Below are 14,999 nucleotides of genomic sequence, written 5' to 3'. Positions count from 1 at the left end.
AGGAAAGCAATGGAAGCCAAGGCAATTGCGCGCCACATCCGCGTAACGCCTATGAAGGCCCGGCGCGTCGTCAACCTTGTTCGTGGTTTGCAAGCGAATGAGGCTCTGGCAATTCTGAAGTTTGCCCCGCAGGCAGCTTCGGAGCCGGTATTCAAGGTAGTTCAGTCGGCAATCTCCAACGCCCGGGTCCTCGCGGACCGCGACGGCGTGGCGTTTGACGAAGGCGACCTCATCATCAGCGCAGCGTTTGTTGATGAAGGCCCGACCATGAAGCGGTTCCAGCCGCGTGCCCAGGGTCGTGCATTTCAGATCAAGAAGCGCACCAGCCACATCACCGTGGTAGTCGCTACCCCGGAGAAAGAGGAGGCTCGCTAAGTGGGACAGAAAGTAAACCCGCACGGGTTCCGACTCGGCATCACCACCGATCACGTATCGCACTGGTTCGCTGACAGCACCAAGGCCGGCCAGCGGTACAAGGACTTCGTTCGCGAAGACATCCGCATCCGCCAGCTCATGTCCACGGGCATGGAGCGCGCCGGTATCGCCAAGGTTGAGATCGAGCGCACCCGTGACCGTGTCCGCGTGGACATCCACACGGCCCGCCCGGGCATCGTCATCGGCCGCCGTGGAGCAGAAGCAGACCGCATCCGCGGCGAGCTCGAAAAGCTCACCGGCAAGCAGGTCCAGCTGAACATCCTCGAGGTCAAGAACCCCGAGATGGAAGCACAGCTTGTTGCCCAGGGCGTTGCTGAGCAGCTGACTTCACGTGTGGCATTCCGCCGCGCTATGAAGAAGGCCATGCAGTCCGCACAGCGTGCAGGTGCCAAGGGCATCCGTATCGCCTGCTCGGGTCGACTGGGTGGCGCTGAAATGTCCCGCTCGGAGTTCTACCGCGAAGGCCGTGTGCCCCTGCACACCCTCCGCGCGAACATCGACTACGGCTTCTACGAAGCCAAGACCACCTTCGGCCGCATTGGCGTGAAGGTCTGGATCTACAAGGGCGACGTCACCGCCAAGGAACTGGCCCAGCAGGCCGCTTCCGCCCCGTCCCGTGGACGTGGCCCCAGCGATCGCCCGGGCCGCCCGGGTGGCGCTGACCGTGGTGACCGCCGCCGTCGCAACGACCGTCCGGCCGCTGACGCAGCTCCTGCTGCAGAGGCTCCGGCCGCTGAAGCTGCTGCTCCGGCAGTAGAAGGAGGACAGGCTTAAATGCTTATCCCACGTCGAGTCAAGCACCGTAAGCAGCACCACCCGGGTCGTTCCGGCGCTGCTACGGGCGGCACCAAGGTCTCCTTCGGTGAGTACGGCATCCAGGCCCTGAGCCCGGCATACGTCACGAACCGTCAGATCGAGTCTGCCCGTATCGCGATGACCCGCCACATCAAGCGTGGCGGTAAGGTCTGGATCAACATCTACCCGGACCGTCCCCTCACCAAGAAGCCTGCCGAAACCCGCATGGGTTCCGGTAAGGGTTCACCGGAATGGTGGGTCGCAAACGTCAAGCCGGGTCGCGTTCTCTTTGAGATCTCCGGCGTCGAAGAATCGGTAGCTCGCGAGGCACTGCGCCTGGCAATCCACAAGCTCCCGTTGAAGGCACGCATTCTGCGTCGCGAAGGTGGTGAATAGAAATGGCAGTAGGATCCAAGGATCTGGCTCCCGCACAGCTGGACGGTTTCGACAACGAGCGTCTCGTTGAAGAACTCCGCAAGGCCAAGGAAGAGCTGTTCAACCTGCGTTTCCAGTCCGCCACCGGACAGCTGGAGAACCACGGTCGGCTGCGCGCGGTAAAGAAGGACATCGCCCGCATCTACACCGTTCTCCGTGAGCGCGAGCTGGGCATTCGTGCTGAGGTTGCCGCACCTGTTGTGGAAGCCAAAGAAGAGAAGAAGTCCAAGAAGGCTGCAACCAAGAAGGCCGAGAAGGCTGAAACGGTTGAGACCGAGGAGGATGCCAAGTGAGTGAAAAGGACCAGAACGTGACCGAAACTGCTACCGCAGCCACGGCTGAGCAGCGCGGTTACCGCAAGACGCGTCGCGGCTATGTGGTCTCGGACAAGATGGAAAAGACCATCGTTGTCCAGGTTGAAGACCGCGTGAAGCACGCACTGTACGGCAAGGTCATCCGCCGTACCTCCAAGGTCAAGGCACACGACGAAGAGAACACCGCCGGCATCGGCGACCTCGTTGTCATCGCCGAGACCCGTCCGCTGTCCGCCACCAAGAACTGGCGGCTCGTGGAAATCCTCGAGAAGGCCAAGTAGCACCTGCTGCTTAGCCGGAAGCCCCTGCTCCCTTGGAGCGGGGGCTTCCTCGTTTAACCGGGTTGCCGTCACGATGGCCCACTTTTGCGGGACGGACGACGGCGGCGGGGCGTTTTTCCGGGGGGAGTGGCACCAAAAGTGGGCCAAAGGGTTGCCGTGCGTGACGCCGTCGTCCGTCCCGCCCCAACCCCCCATCACCTCCCGTCGTGTTTTACGGGACGCCCCATCACTTCCCGTCGCCCTTTGAAGAACGCGCCATCACCTCTTTGGGGCGGCAGGAGGTGATGGTGCGTGGCGGGAAATCCTGCAGGAGGTGATGGCGCGTCTGACGGTCAGGATGGCGCCACTTTTGCGGGACGGACGACGGCGGCGGGGCGTCCTTCCGGGGGGAGCGGCACCAAAAGTGGGCTAGAAGGTTGCCGTGCGTGACGCCGTCGTCCGTCCCGCCCCGCAACGCTCTCTCACTTAACACCGGATTTTGGCCAACGCTCTCTCACTTCGCTAAGGAAAGTGAGCGAGCGCCAGCAGAAAAGGCGCATCGAGTGAGAGAGCATCTCAATGTCTTCGGCTGGAGGTGATGGTGCGTGGGCGGAGATCCTGCACGTGGTGATGGTGCGTGGCGGGTAACCCTGCAGGTGGTGATGGCGCGTCTGACGGTGTCGGGGTGGGCCACTTTTGCGGGGCGGACGACGGCGGCGGGGGCGTCTTTCCGTGGGAAGCGGCACCAAAAGTGGGCTAGAAGGTTGCCGTGCGGGACGCCGTCATCCGTCTTGCGGGGGAGCCCTGGCGGTGATATGGGGATGAGCGGAAAACGTGCTAGGATATTGAGTTTGTATGGCGCCTTTCGCGCGCCGTCATCAACCTCGTAAACAAGCGTGCCACGGCATAGTGCCCCCTTGCGCCCAGGACCTGTCCTGGACCGGATGGGAGCAACTGCTTCTGGCACGGGCGTTTAGGCCTGGTCTGGCAAAATCCAGGCAGGTCAAGAGACACCCCGATCAACCGTTCCGCAAGGCTCATTCCGTAGGAAGATTTTCGGTCTGAGAACCGGCGCGACGCAAGGAGTAAATAGTGATTCAGCAGGAGTCGCGACTCAAGGTCGCCGACAACACGGGTGCTAAGGAAATCCTTACCATTCGCGTTCTCGGTGGATCTGGCCGTCGCTACGCAGGCATTGGCGACGTCATTGTCGCAACCGTCAAGGACGCAATCCCGGGCGGCAACGTAAAGAAGGGCGATGTTGTTAAGGCAGTCATCGTCCGTACCAAGAAGGAACGCCGCCGTGCGGATGGTTCCTACATCAAGTTTGACGAGAACGCAGCTGTGATCCTGAAGGCTGACGGTGACCCCCGCGGTACCCGTATCTTCGGACCGGTTGGTCGTGAACTCCGTGACAAGAAGTTCATGAAGATCGTTTCTCTGGCTCCGGAGGTGCTCTAGTCCATGGCTGCAAAGATCAAGAAGGGTGACCTCGTTCAGGTCATCACTGGCGCCAAGGCTGAGCGCGGCGGCGACCGCGGCAAGCAGGGCAAGGTCCTGCGCGTGTTCACCGACACCAACCGCGTGTTGGTTGAAGGCATCAACCGCGTCACCAAGCACACCAAGGTCGGTCAGTCGCAGCGCGGCACCAAGACCGGTGGCATCGAGGTTGTTGAAGCTCCGATCCACATCTCCAACGTGGCTCTGGTAGACCCGTCCACCAAGAAGCCCACCCGCGTCGGCTTCCGCACTGAGACCGTTGAGCGCAACGGCAAGCAGCGCGAAGTGCGCATCCGCGTGGCCAAGAGCTCAGGGAAGGACATCTAATGACTGAGACTCTCGAGACTCCGGCAACGAAGATCGTTCCTCGTCTGAAGACCAAGTACGCCGATTCCATCAAGAGCACGCTCATTGAGGAATTCAAGTACGAAAACGTCAACCAGGTTCCCCGCCTGGTGAAGGTCGTTGTGAACATGGGTGTTGGAGATGCCGCCAAGGACTCCAAGCTGATCGACGGCGCTGTCCGCGACCTGACCCAGATCACCGGCCAGAAGCCGCAGGTAACCAAGGCCCGCAAGTCCATCGCACAGTTCAAGCTGCGCGAAGGCATGCCCATCGGTGCACACGCTACCCTCCGTGGCGACCGTATGTGGGAATTCCTGGACCGCCTCGTGACCCTCGCACTGCCCCGCATCAGGGACTTCCGTGGTCTCTCCGGCAAGCAGTTCGACGGTAACGGCAACTACACCTTCGGTCTGACCGAACAGGTTATGTTCCACGAGATCGACCAGGACAAGATCGACCGCGTCCGCGGTATGGACATCACGGTTGTCACCACTGCCAAGACCGATGACGAAGGCCGCGCGCTGCTCAAGGCGCTTGGTTTCCCGTTCAAGGCCGAAGACTAAACCAACTACATAAAAGGTCCGGCGGTACGGCTTCACACCGAAGCCAGCCCGCGGAAACCGTTATGAGGAAGGGCAAGAGCCCACCATGACAATGACAGATCCTGTCGCAGATATGCTTACGCGTCTGCGCAATGCAAACTCGGCATACCACGATTCCGTGTCCATGCCGTACAGCAAGCTCAAGGCACGCGTTGCTGACATCCTTAAGGCAGAAGGCTTCATCGCCAGCTGGAAGGAAGAAGACGCTGAGGTTGGCAAGAAGCTGACCATCGAGCTCAAGTTCGGACCGAACCGCGAGCGTTCAATCGCTGGCGTTCGCCGTATTTCCAAGCCGGGCCTGCGTGTTTACGCAAAGTCCACCAACCTGCCGCACGTGCTGGGTGGCCTGGGTGTCGCAATCCTGTCCACCTCTTCCGGCCTCCTGACTGACAAGCAGGCCGGCAAGAAGGGCGTGGGCGGCGAAGTCCTCGCTTACGTCTGGTAACGGGAAAGGAAGAGAATAATGTCACGTATTGGACGTCTCCCCATCACCGTTCCTGCCGGCGTTGAGGTCAAGGTTGACGGCTCTGTCGTCAGCGTCAAGGGCACCAAGGGCGAGCTGAACCACACTGTGGCCAGCCCGATCGAGGTCTCCCTGGATGCAGACACCCTGACTGTCGCCCGCCCGAACGACGAGCGCGCCTCCCGTTCACTCCACGGCCTGACCCGCACCCTGATCTCCAACATGATCGAGGGCGTTACCAAGGGCTACGAGAAGAAGCTTGAAATCGTCGGTACCGGTTACCGCGTTCAGGCCAAGGGATCTGACCTTGAGTTCGCTCTTGGTTTCAGCCACCCGGTAAATGTCTCCGCACCGGAGGGCATCACCTTTGCAGTTGAGACCCCGACCAAGCTCTCTGTTTCAGGTATCAACAAGCAGCAGGTCGGCGAGGTTGCTGCCAACATTCGCAAGCTTCGGAAACCGGACCCCTATAAGGGCAAGGGCATCCGTTACGCCGGCGAAGTCATCCGCCGCAAGGTCGGAAAGGCTGGTAAGTAACCATGGCCATCTCAATTAACAAGAAGCGTACGAACAAGAGCAAGTCTGCTTCGCGCAGCCGCCGCCAGCTTCGTATCCGTAAGCGCATCTCCGGTACGGCTGTACGTCCTCGCCTGGTCGTCAACCGTTCCGCACGCCACGTATTCGTCCAGGTTGTCGATGACACCAAGGGCCTGACCGTAGCGAGCGCCTCCACTCTGGAAGCCGACCTTCGTGCATTCGACGGTGACAAGACTGCCAAGGCCAAGCGCGTTGGCGAACTCGTCGCAGAGCGTGCCAAGGCTGCCGGTATCGAAGCTGTTGTCTTCGACCGCGGTGGTAACAAGTACCACGGCCGGATCGCCGCCGTCGCTGACGGTGCACGTGAAGGTGGGCTGTCACTGTGACGGAAGCAAACAAGGAAAAGGACACTGTGTCTGCAGATCAGAAGGCTACTGAAGCCGTAGCTGCCGCTGAGACCACTGCCCCCGCAGCTGCCGACGACCGCCGTGGCGGCGCTCGTCGCGGCGAGCGTGGCGACCGTGGCCAGGGCCGCGGCGACCGTGGTGGCCGTGGCGGCCGTGACGGCGGCCGTGAAGCCGAGAAGAGCCAGTTCGTAGAGCGCGTTGTCACCATCAACCGCGTCTCCAAGGTGGTCAAGGGTGGTCGTCGCTTCAGCTTCACCGCCCTGGTCGTCGTCGGTGACGGCAACGGCATGGTCGGCGTTGGCTACGGCAAGGCTAAGGAAGTTCCTGCCGCAATCGCGAAGGGCGTAGAAGAGGCCAAGAAGTCCTTCTTCCGCGTTCCCCGCATTGGCAACACCATCCCGCACCGCGTTCAGGGTGAGGCCGCCGCAGGCGTCGTCATGCTGCGTCCGGCTTCCGCCGGTACCGGTGTTATCGCCGGTGGCCCGGTCCGTGCAGTACTGGAGTGCGTGGGCATCCACGACATCCTCTCCAAGTCGCTCGGTTCCTCCAACGCCATCAACATCGTTCACGCGACCGTTGATGCCCTCAAGCGCCTCGAAGAGCCGGCAGCAGTGGCAGCACGCCGCGGCCTGCCCCTCGACGAGATCGCTCCGGCGGCAATGGTGAAGGCACTCCTGAGCCCGAAGGCAGGTGCCTAGTTATGGCTAAGAACCTGATTCCCTCCGACGCCCAGTTGGAGATCACTCAGATCAAGTCCGCCATTGGCGGCAAGCAGAACCAGCGCGACACCCTGCGGTCCCTCGGCCTGAAGCGGATCGGACACACCGTTGTCCGCACCGCCGACGCCGTAACCGTTGGCATGATCAACACGGTTCCGCACCTGGTAAAGGTAGAGGAGGCGAAGTAAATGGCAGAGAACACTCCTGAAAAGGCACAGAGCGCCGCTGCTGAAAAGCAGAGCGCACTGAAGGTTCACCACCTGCGTCCCGCCCCGGGTGCCAAGACCGCCAAGACCCGTGTTGGTCGTGGTGAGGGTTCCAAGGGTAAGACCGCAGGCCGCGGTACGAAGGGTACTGCAGCCCGCTACCAGGTAAAGGCTGGCTTTGCCGGCGGCCAGCTGCCGCTGCACATGCGCCTGCCCAAGCTGCGCGGCTTCAAGAACCCGTTCCGCGTTGAGTTCCAGGTTGTTAACCTGGACAAGCTCAACGAGCTGTTCCCGGAAGGTGGCACTGTCACCGTCGAGAACCTGGTCGAAAAGGGTGCCGTTCGCAAGAACCAGCCCGTCAAGGTGCTGGGCACCGGCGACATCACCGTCAAGGTAGACGTCACCGTCCACGCATTCTCGGCCAGCGCCGCTGAAAAGATCGCTGCAGCAGGCGGAAGCACCACCGCTCTCTAGAGTCGGTGGGTGAAAGCCCGTTGTTGAACTCCCGGTACCGGGGCCCCAGGCCCCGGTGCCGGGAGTTTTTCACATCCGTCGGTCGTGTTTTTCCCGCCATCGGGCGCACGCCGGTGTCCCCGGATTGTTCGCATGGCGCATCCAACCGTTAGACTCGGTTGTTGGGATTCTTAGATCCCGATCACACACTTATATCCACACCACCAGGAGGACGCTTGCTTAGCGCATTTGGCCGGGCCTTTCGCACGCCTGATCTGCGACGCAAGTTGTTGTTCACGCTGGGAATCATCACCATCTTCCGCTTGGGTGCCTTCATTCCCTCGCCTGGTGTGAACTACCAGAATGTCCAGCAATGCTTGCAGAACGGTCAGACCGCAGGCGGCCTGTACCAGCTCGTTAACCTGTTCAGCGGCGGCGCGTTGCTCCAGGTATCCATCTTCGCGCTGGGCATCATGCCGTACATTACGGCCAGCATCATCGTGCAGCTGCTCCGGGTGGTCATTCCCCGTTTCCAGGAGCTCTACGAAGAGGGGGCGGCCGGGCAGTCGAAGCTGACCCAGTACACCCGGTACCTCACCATTGCCCTGGGCCTGCTTAACGCCACCACGCTGGTATCCCTGGCGCGGTCCGGCCAGCTCCTTCCCGGCTGCAACCTGCCGATCATTCCTGACAACAGCGTGATCACCACCATCCTGATCATCATCACCCTGACGGCCGGCACCGGCCTGATCATGTGGATGGGCGAGCTCGTCACCGAGAAGGGCGTGGGCAACGGTATGTCCCTGCTCATCTTTACCTCGATCGCAGCACAGTTCCCCACCTCGCTGGGCGCCATCTGGACGTCCCAGGGCCCGGGAACCTTCTTCATTGTCCTGCTGGTGGGCCTGCTGACGGTGGCCCTGGTGGTCTTCGTTGAGCAGTCGCAGCGCCGTATCCCGGTGCAGTACGCCAAGCGGATGATCGGCCGCCGCACCGTGGGGGGTACCAGCACGTACATCCCCATCAAGGTCAACATGGCCGGCGTGATCCCCGTGATTTTTGCTTCCTCGATGCTCTACCTGCCTGGACTGATCTCACAGTTCAACCAGCCGAAGGCGGGCGAGCAGCTCCAGCCGTGGGTCGAATGGATCAACAACAACCTGACCCGCGGCGACCACCCGATCTACATGGCGATCTACTTCATCTTGATCGTCTTCTTTACCTACTTCTACGTCGCGATCACCTTCAACCCTGAAGAGGTCTCGGACAACATGAAGAAGTACGGCGGCTTCATTCCAGGTATCCGCGCCGGTAAACCGACCGCTGACTACCTGCAGTATGTGCTGTCCCGGATCACGCTGCCCGGTGCCCTGTACCTGGGCTTCGTTGCGCTGATTCCGCTGGTGGCACTGGTACTGATCAACGCAAACCAGAACTTCCCGTTCGGTGGCACCTCGATCCTGATCATGGTGGGCGTTGGCCTGGAGACCGTCAAGCAGATTGATGCGCAGCTACAACAACGTCACTACGAAGGGCTTTTGCGATGACGAGAATGCTGATTATTGGACCTCCCGGTTCCGGAAAAGGAACGCAGGCGGAGCGGATTTCAGAGCGCCTTGGCGTTGTGGCCATCTCCACCGGCGATATCTTCCGTGCGAACGTGAAGGGCGAGACGCCGCTTGGCATTGAGGCCAAGAAGTACATGGACAACGGCGACTTCGTTCCGGACAGCGTCACCAACAAGATGGTGCGTGACCGCCTGAGTGAGTCCGACGTCGAAAACGGCTTCCTGCTGGACGGGTACCCCCGCACCACCGCGCAGGTTGATTACCTCGACGAGATCCTTGCCAAGGGCCAGGAAAAGCTCGACGTCGTCCTGCAGCTGACTGCCGACGACGAGGAACTGGTCCACCGGCTCCTCGGCCGGGCCAAGGAGACGGGCCGGAGCGACGACAACGAAGCCGTCATCCGCCACCGCCTTGACCTCTACCACGAGCAGACCGAAGCAGTGGTGGCCAAGTATGCCGAGCGCGGCATCCTCACCCAGGTGGACGGCATCGGCGCCATCGACGAAGTGACGGACCGCGTGATGCAGGCCATCAAGGCCGCACAGGCTGCCTGATCCAGGCAAGTTTTTCCGAGGCTCCTCCCGGTACACGGGAGGAGCCTCAGCCATTTGAAAGGAAGCACCATGGCCTTCGGCCAGCCCCGTATCGAATACAAGACCAACGCCCAGATGCGCACCATGCACGAAGCAGGCCTGGTCCTCAGCCGTGCCCTGGACGCCGCTGTGGCAGCCGCCGTTCCCGGCGTCACCACCAAGCACCTGGATGACGTCTTCGCCGCCGTCCTGAACGAGGCCGGCGCCAAGTCCAACTTCCTGGGCTATCACGGGTTCCCCGCCACCATCTGCACCTCCGTCAACGAGGAAGTGGTCCACGGCATCCCCGGCAGCCGCGTCCTGAACGACGGCGACATCATCTCGATCGACGGCGGCGCCATTGTCAACGGCTGGCACTCTGACTCGGCGCGGACAGTCATCGTGGGCACCGCTGATCCCGAGGACCAGCGCCTCTCCGACGTGACGCACGCAGCCCTGTGGCGGGGGATCGCGGCACTGGACAGCGGCAGGCACGTGGGTGACATCGGTGCCGCCATTGACGACTACGTTTCCTCCGTGCCCGGCAAGCCGCTGGGCATCCTCGAGGACTACGTGGGCCACGGCATCGGCTCCGAAATGCACATGGCTCCGGACGTCCTCAACTACCGCACCAGCCACCGCGGCCCCAAGATCCGGCCGGGCCTCTGCCTGGCGATCGAACCCATGCTGGTCCGCGGCGGCATCGAGACAGCGGTCCTGGAGGACGACTGGACCGTGATCACCACCGACGGCGCCCGCTCCTGTCAGTGGGAGCACTCCGTTGCCGTTCACGAGAAGGGCATCTGGGTTCTGTCAGCGCCCGACGGCGGTGCGGAGCACCTGGTGCCCCTGGGCGTCACCCCGGTCCCGATCCCGTAGTTTCCGCTCGCCCAGCCAACCAGGTAGCGCCAAGTGTCGTTTTGACCCTTCAAAACGACACTTGGCGCTACTTAGTTGGGGGAGGGGGAACAATGGGTGCCATGGGAGCAATCACCGATGTGCCCGGGATTCGGGTTGGCCACGTACAGAAGAACGACGACGGCTGGCTGAGCGGGGTAACGGTGGTCCTGCCGCCGCCGGGCACCGTCGGATCGGTGGACGTCCAGGGCGGGGGACCCGCCACCCACGAGACCGACGCGCTCGACCCCACCACGCTTGTCAGTGCCGTGGACGCCGTGGTTCTTACCGGCGGAAGTGCTTACGGCCTGGCATCGGCGTCCGGCGCCCAGCGCTGGTGCGAGGAGAACAACCGGGGTTTCGCCGTTCCCGGGGGAGTAGTACCGATTGTCCCGGCGGCCGCAATCTTCGACCTGGGCCGGGGCGGCGACTTTTCAGCGCGTCCGACCGCGGACATGGGATACGCGGCAACTGCCGCCGCTGCTGCCGCGGAGGACGGGCATGACGTCGGACGCGGCAACGTAGGGGCCGGCACCGGAGCGGTCATCGCCAGAACGTACAAAGGCGGGGTAGGGACGGCCTCGGTCATTTTCGAGAACGGCGTTGTTGTTGGAGCACTGGCGGTGGTGAATGCCCTGGGACTCCCGTTCGGCACAACGACCCAGCGGGCGGAGCCCGGCAGCGTGCGTCTAAGCGAGGAACGAGCGAGCACGCCGAGGGCTTCGGCTGGTGGGGCGGAAGCCCACCACGGTCCACCGCTCAACACCACCCTTGTCGTCGTTGCTACGAACGCTCTCCTGGATGTGGCCGAGTGTAAGCGGACTGCTGCTGCTTCCCACGCCGGTATTGCGAGGGCTCTGAATCCGAGTCATACGTTGGCTGATGGGGACACCGTCTTTTGCCTTGCAACTGGCGCTGTCCCACTTGACCGCTCGGACGAAGCTGCCCGGCAGATCAGCCTTATTACGCTGCAGAGCGCGGCAGCCGACGTCGTACGCCTGGCCATCCTCGATGGCGTGGCCAGCGCTGAGGCCGTGAGCACTCCGGCAGGGGATTATGGTGCGTACGGTGCCGCGTAGGTTACTATTGCCGATTTAACTTTTACAGCGATACAGAGTAGTGTTGTTTGTTGGTTGTCTGGACTGCCACGCCCTTTTGGGGCCTGGAACTGGCAATCGATCCAACAAAAACGTTCGTGGTCATGCCCGGTGCAATCCGGCAGGACTGCGGCAACAACAGTTAGCGGAGGGTATGGCCAAGAAGGACGGGGTCATTGAGATCGAAGGCGTTGTGACCGAGGCGCTGCCTAACGCGATGTTTCGCGTTGAGCTCACCAACAAGCACATCGTACTGGCACACATCTCTGGAAAGATGCGTCAGCACTACATCAGGATTCTCCCTGAGGACCGCGTAGTGGTGGAGCTCAGCCCGTACGACCTCACCCGTGGTCGTATCGTCTACCGCTACAAGTAAATTGCTGGGCGGCCTCAGTGCGAACTGAACGCCGCTCCAGTTGACCAACTGTTACACGCAAAGGAATGCCATGAAGGTCAAGCCGAGCGTCAAGCAGATCTGCGAAAAGTGCAAAGTGATCCGCCGTAATGGCCGGGTCATGGTGATCTGCGAGAACCCGCGCCACAAGCAGCGCCAGGGCTAATTTCCTTTCCTGAAGGAAATCCTGGGTTGCTAACCCACGCAAGTAAATAAAGGCAGCACAAGCTGATCTGGGACGAATGGAGCCCGGACAGCTGACCCCCGGTCGGAGGCTGGGGCCGCACAGAACGTGCGGGTGTACTGCCTACGACCTCCGGTTTATCAAGGAGTACTGCCACTATGGCTCGTCTCGCTGGCGTAGACATTCCCCGCGAAAAGCGGCTGGAAATTGCGCTTACTTACATCTACGGCGTGGGTAAGACCCGTGCACACGAAACCCTGGCTGCCACTGGCATCAGCGCTGACGTCCGCGTCAAGGACCTCACTGATACCCAGCTGGTTGAGCTGCGTGACTACATTGAAGGCAACTACAAGGTTGAGGGTGACCTTCGCCGCGAAGTGGCAGCTGATATCCGCCGCAAGGTTGAAATCGGCAGCTACGAAGGTATTCGCCACCGCAAAGGCCTGCCCGTACACGGGCAGCGTACGAAGACCAACGCACGTACCCGCAAGGGCCCGAAGCGTACCGTCGCCGGCAAGAAGAAGGCCCGTTAAAATCCCCGCCGGGATTAACGGACTTTTCCCCAATAACTTTCTGTAGGAGAAATAATGCCCCCGAAGACTCGTGGCGCGGTTCGCAAGCCGCGTAAGAAGGACAAGAAGAATATCGCGCTTGGCCAGGCGCACATCAAGAGTACTTTTAACAACACCATCGTTTCCATCACGGATCCGAACGGCGCTGTTATCTCTTGGGCTTCCTCAGGTGAGGTTGGCTTCAAGGGCTCGCGTAAGTCCACTCCGTTCGCTGCCCAGATGGCTGCCGAGGCTGCTGCAAAGCGCGCCCAGGAGCACGGCATGCGCAAGGTTGACGTTTTCGTGAAGGGCCCGGGCTCAGGACGCGAAACCGCGATCCGTTCGCTGCAGGCCGCCGGCCTCGAGGTTGGCTCCATCCAGGACGTCACCCCCGCTGCCCACAACGGCTGCCGTCCGCCGAAGCGCCGCCGCGTCTAAGGCTTCCAGCGCCGCTTGAGCTTGCCCGGACCATCGATGGTCCGGGCAAGCCCAGCGCGTTAAGTCTTCAGACCGAATTTCCACCACCTGTGTTGCGTCATATAGCGGATGCTCGCCGAAAGGAAACCTAAGTGCTCATTGCACAGCGCCCCACCCTCTCCGAAGAGGTAGTCTCCGAAAACCGTTCGCGTTTCATCATTGAACCGCTGGAACCGGGCTTCGGCTACACCCTCGGAAACTCCCTCCGCCGTACCCTGCTCTCCTCCATCCCCGGTGCTGCTGTAACCAGCATCCGGATCGATGGCGTGCTGCACGAGTTCACCACGGTTCCGGGTGTCAAGGAAGATGTCACTGAGATCATCCTGAACATCAAGAGCCTGTCGGTCTCCTCTGAGCACGATGAGCCGGTTGTTGCCTACCTGCGCAAGCAGGGCCCCGGAGTCGTCACCGCCGCGGACATTGCTCCGCCGGCCGGCGTCGAATTCCACAACCCGGATCTGCACATCGCCACGCTGAACTCGAAGGGCAAGTTCGAACTCGAACTGACCATCGAGCGCGGCCGCGGCTACGTTTCGGCAGCTCAGAACAAGTCCGGCGATGCAGAGATCGGCCGTATCCCGGTCGACTCCATCTACTCGCCGGTACTGAAGGTTACTTTCCGCGTGGAAGCAACCCGTGTTGAGCAGCGCACTGACTTCGACAAGCTGATTGTCGACGTCGAGACCAAGCAGGCTATCGCCCCGCGCGATGCTGTTGCTTCCGCAGGCACCACCCTGGTGGAGCTCTTCGGTCTGGCACGTGAGCTGAACACCGCAGCTGAAGGTATCGAGATCGGCCCGTCGCCCACCGACGCTGCCCTGGCAGCCGACATGGCACTGCCGATCGAGGATCTGGACCTCACCGTCCGTTCCTACAACTGCCTCAAGCGTGAGGGCATCCACACCGTGGGTGAACTCGTTGCCCGCTCCGAGGCTGACCTGATGGACATCCGCAACTTCGGTGCCAAGTCCATTGACGAGGTCAAGGCAAAGCTGGTTGAACTGGGCCTGTCCCTCAAGGACTCGCCTCCCGGTTTTGACCTCGCAGCACGCGCCGCAGCAATCGAAGAGGACGACGCCGCCTTCGGCGACGACGAACTCTAAACCAGACCTTGGCCGGCGGGCAGCACCATGGTGTGCCGCCCACGGCTTCCACATGAGGAGAAACAATTATGCCTACCCCCACTAAGGGTCCGCGCCTCGGAGGCGGCCCGGCTCACGAGCGCCTCATGCTCGCGAACCTGGCAGCATCCCTGTTCGAGCACAAGCGGATCACCACCACGGTGACCAAGGCCAAGCGCCTGAAGCCGTACGCAGAGCGCCTGGTGACCTTCGCCAAGCGCGGCGACCTCGCTTCCCGCCGCCGCGTGCTCGGCCTGATCAGCAACAAGGGCGTCGTCCACGAGCTGTTCACCGACATTGCCCAGGCAGTGGAGAACCGCGACGGCGGCTACACCCGCATCACCAAGATCGGCAACCGCAAGGGCGACAACGCTCCCATGGCTGTCATCGAGCTCGTCCTTGAGCCCGTTTCCGCCAAGCAGGCTGTTGTAGCCGAGGCTACTGCTGCTGCCAAGCGCGATGCAGACAAGGCTGCTCCGGCTGCCGAGGAAGCTCCCGAAGCTGAGGTCGTTGAGACCGAAGCTGCCGAGGCTCCCGCCGCCGAAGAGGCCGCAACCGAAGAGGCTGCAACCGAAGAGGCTCCGGCCGCTGAGGAAGCTGAAGCTCCGGCTGCCGAAGAGAAGGACGCGAAGTAATTCGCTGATTTTCTTCGCATAGACTTGAGTCT

At 61.8% G+C, this 14,999-nt stretch carries 24 protein-coding genes; all 24 read left to right on the top strand.

Going from position 1 to position 14,999, the window contains the following annotated elements; translation table 11 throughout:
* Positions 1-9: 9 nt before the first annotated feature.
* The 24 genes from rplV to rplQ all read left to right on the top strand — a co-directional run bounded on the left by rplV (position 10) and on the right by rplQ (position 14,967).
* The gene (rplV, locus tag QFZ36_RS06455; RefSeq protein WP_306634843.1) at positions 10-375 is read left to right on the top strand and encodes a 50S ribosomal protein L22; all 366 of its coding nucleotides are present in this window, start codon (positions 10-12) and stop codon (positions 373-375) included.
* Positions 376-1,209, top strand: a complete 834-nt coding sequence (rpsC, locus tag QFZ36_RS06450; RefSeq protein WP_306634842.1) for a 30S ribosomal protein S3 — start codon at positions 376-378, stop codon at positions 1,207-1,209.
* Positions 1,210-1,626: a 50S ribosomal protein L16 gene (rplP, locus tag QFZ36_RS06445; protein WP_013601829.1), complete on the top strand. Its 417-nt coding sequence runs from the start codon at positions 1,210-1,212 to the stop codon at positions 1,624-1,626. It begins immediately after the preceding gene.
* Between the two features lie 2 nt (positions 1,627-1,628).
* A complete protein-coding gene (gene rpmC / locus QFZ36_RS06440) occupies positions 1,629-1,958 on the top strand; it encodes a 50S ribosomal protein L29 (RefSeq protein WP_018760452.1) in 330 nt (109 codons plus the stop codon).
* Complete coding sequence (gene rpsQ / locus QFZ36_RS06435) at positions 1,955-2,260, top strand: 30S ribosomal protein S17 (RefSeq protein ID WP_091415064.1); 306 nt, start codon at positions 1,955-1,957, stop codon at positions 2,258-2,260. The genes rpmC and rpsQ overlap by 4 nt, the downstream gene beginning before the upstream one ends.
* Before the next feature lie 1,071 nt (positions 2,261-3,331).
* Positions 3,332-3,700: a 50S ribosomal protein L14 gene (gene rplN, locus QFZ36_RS06430; RefSeq protein ID WP_024366126.1), complete on the top strand. Its 369-nt coding sequence runs from the start codon at positions 3,332-3,334 to the stop codon at positions 3,698-3,700.
* Positions 3,701-3,703: 3 nt separating this feature from the next.
* Positions 3,704-4,066 carry a 50S ribosomal protein L24 gene (rplX, locus tag QFZ36_RS06425; RefSeq protein WP_013601824.1) on the top strand — a complete coding sequence of 121 codons (363 nt, stop codon included), beginning with the start codon at positions 3,704-3,706 and terminating at the stop codon, positions 4,064-4,066.
* Positions 4,066-4,647: a 50S ribosomal protein L5 gene (rplE, locus tag QFZ36_RS06420; protein ID WP_163161901.1), complete on the top strand. Its 582-nt coding sequence runs from the start codon at positions 4,066-4,068 to the stop codon at positions 4,645-4,647. Before rplX ends, rplE begins: the two co-directional genes overlap by 1 nt.
* Before the next feature lie 85 nt (positions 4,648-4,732).
* A complete protein-coding gene (rpsH, locus tag QFZ36_RS06415) occupies positions 4,733-5,131 on the top strand; it encodes a 30S ribosomal protein S8 (RefSeq protein ID WP_104042534.1) in 399 nt (132 codons plus the stop codon).
* 18 nt (positions 5,132-5,149) lie between these two features.
* Positions 5,150-5,686 carry a 50S ribosomal protein L6 gene (rplF, locus tag QFZ36_RS06410; protein ID WP_306634839.1) on the top strand — a complete coding sequence of 179 codons (537 nt, stop codon included), beginning with the start codon at positions 5,150-5,152 and terminating at the stop codon, positions 5,684-5,686.
* Between the two features lie 2 nt (positions 5,687-5,688).
* On the top strand, positions 5,689-6,072 hold the full coding sequence (rplR, locus tag QFZ36_RS06405; protein ID WP_079596676.1) for a 50S ribosomal protein L18: 384 nt from the start codon (positions 5,689-5,691) through the stop codon (positions 6,070-6,072).
* On the top strand, positions 6,069-6,791 hold the full coding sequence (gene rpsE, locus QFZ36_RS06400) for a 30S ribosomal protein S5 (RefSeq protein WP_306634838.1): 723 nt from the start codon (positions 6,069-6,071) through the stop codon (positions 6,789-6,791). Before rplR ends, rpsE begins: the two co-directional genes overlap by 4 nt.
* Before the next feature lie 2 nt (positions 6,792-6,793).
* Positions 6,794-7,000, top strand: coding sequence for a 50S ribosomal protein L30 (rpmD, locus tag QFZ36_RS06395; protein ID WP_306634836.1), 207 nt, complete (start codon positions 6,794-6,796; stop codon positions 6,998-7,000).
* Positions 7,001-7,492: a 50S ribosomal protein L15 gene (rplO, locus tag QFZ36_RS06390; RefSeq protein WP_306634834.1), complete on the top strand. Its 492-nt coding sequence runs from the start codon at positions 7,001-7,003 to the stop codon at positions 7,490-7,492.
* 215 nt (positions 7,493-7,707) lie between these two features.
* A complete protein-coding gene (gene secY, locus QFZ36_RS06385) occupies positions 7,708-9,018 on the top strand; it encodes a preprotein translocase subunit SecY (protein ID WP_306634832.1) in 1,311 nt (436 codons plus the stop codon).
* Between the two features lie 5 nt (positions 9,019-9,023).
* Positions 9,024-9,593 carry an adenylate kinase gene (locus tag QFZ36_RS06380; protein ID WP_306639125.1) on the top strand — a complete coding sequence of 190 codons (570 nt, stop codon included), beginning with the start codon at positions 9,024-9,026 and terminating at the stop codon, positions 9,591-9,593.
* Between the two features lie 69 nt (positions 9,594-9,662).
* Positions 9,663-10,490: a type I methionyl aminopeptidase gene (gene map, locus QFZ36_RS06375; RefSeq protein WP_306634831.1), complete on the top strand. Its 828-nt coding sequence runs from the start codon at positions 9,663-9,665 to the stop codon at positions 10,488-10,490.
* Positions 10,491-10,591: 101 nt separating this feature from the next.
* On the top strand, positions 10,592-11,587 hold the full coding sequence (locus QFZ36_RS06370) for a P1 family peptidase (RefSeq protein ID WP_306634829.1): 996 nt from the start codon (positions 10,592-10,594) through the stop codon (positions 11,585-11,587).
* 172 nt (positions 11,588-11,759) lie between these two features.
* Positions 11,760-11,981: a translation initiation factor IF-1 gene (gene infA / locus QFZ36_RS06365; protein WP_009358723.1), complete on the top strand. Its 222-nt coding sequence runs from the start codon at positions 11,760-11,762 to the stop codon at positions 11,979-11,981.
* Between the two features lie 70 nt (positions 11,982-12,051).
* The gene (gene rpmJ / locus QFZ36_RS06360) at positions 12,052-12,165 is read left to right on the top strand and encodes a 50S ribosomal protein L36 (protein WP_009358722.1); all 114 of its coding nucleotides are present in this window, start codon (positions 12,052-12,054) and stop codon (positions 12,163-12,165) included.
* 176 nt (positions 12,166-12,341) lie between these two features.
* The gene (gene rpsM / locus QFZ36_RS06355; RefSeq protein ID WP_275212255.1) at positions 12,342-12,716 is read left to right on the top strand and encodes a 30S ribosomal protein S13; all 375 of its coding nucleotides are present in this window, start codon (positions 12,342-12,344) and stop codon (positions 12,714-12,716) included.
* A gap of 54 nt (positions 12,717-12,770) precedes the next feature.
* Complete coding sequence (rpsK, locus tag QFZ36_RS06350; protein WP_018769149.1) at positions 12,771-13,172, top strand: 30S ribosomal protein S11; 402 nt, start codon at positions 12,771-12,773, stop codon at positions 13,170-13,172.
* A 131-nt stretch (positions 13,173-13,303) separates the two neighbouring features.
* Positions 13,304-14,314, top strand: a complete 1,011-nt coding sequence (locus QFZ36_RS06345; protein ID WP_013601812.1) for a DNA-directed RNA polymerase subunit alpha — start codon at positions 13,304-13,306, stop codon at positions 14,312-14,314.
* A 68-nt stretch (positions 14,315-14,382) separates the two neighbouring features.
* The gene (gene rplQ / locus QFZ36_RS06340) at positions 14,383-14,967 is read left to right on the top strand and encodes a 50S ribosomal protein L17 (protein WP_306634826.1); all 585 of its coding nucleotides are present in this window, start codon (positions 14,383-14,385) and stop codon (positions 14,965-14,967) included.
* The last annotated feature ends 32 nt before the right edge of the window (positions 14,968-14,999 follow it).

The sequence above is a fragment of the Pseudarthrobacter siccitolerans genome (assembly GCF_030823375.1).
GTDB classification, from domain to species: Bacteria; Actinomycetota; Actinomycetes; order Actinomycetales; family Micrococcaceae; genus Arthrobacter; species Arthrobacter siccitolerans_A.
The sequence above is the reverse complement of the archived record's forward strand: the minus strand, read 5'-3'. Positions and strand labels throughout refer to the sequence as shown.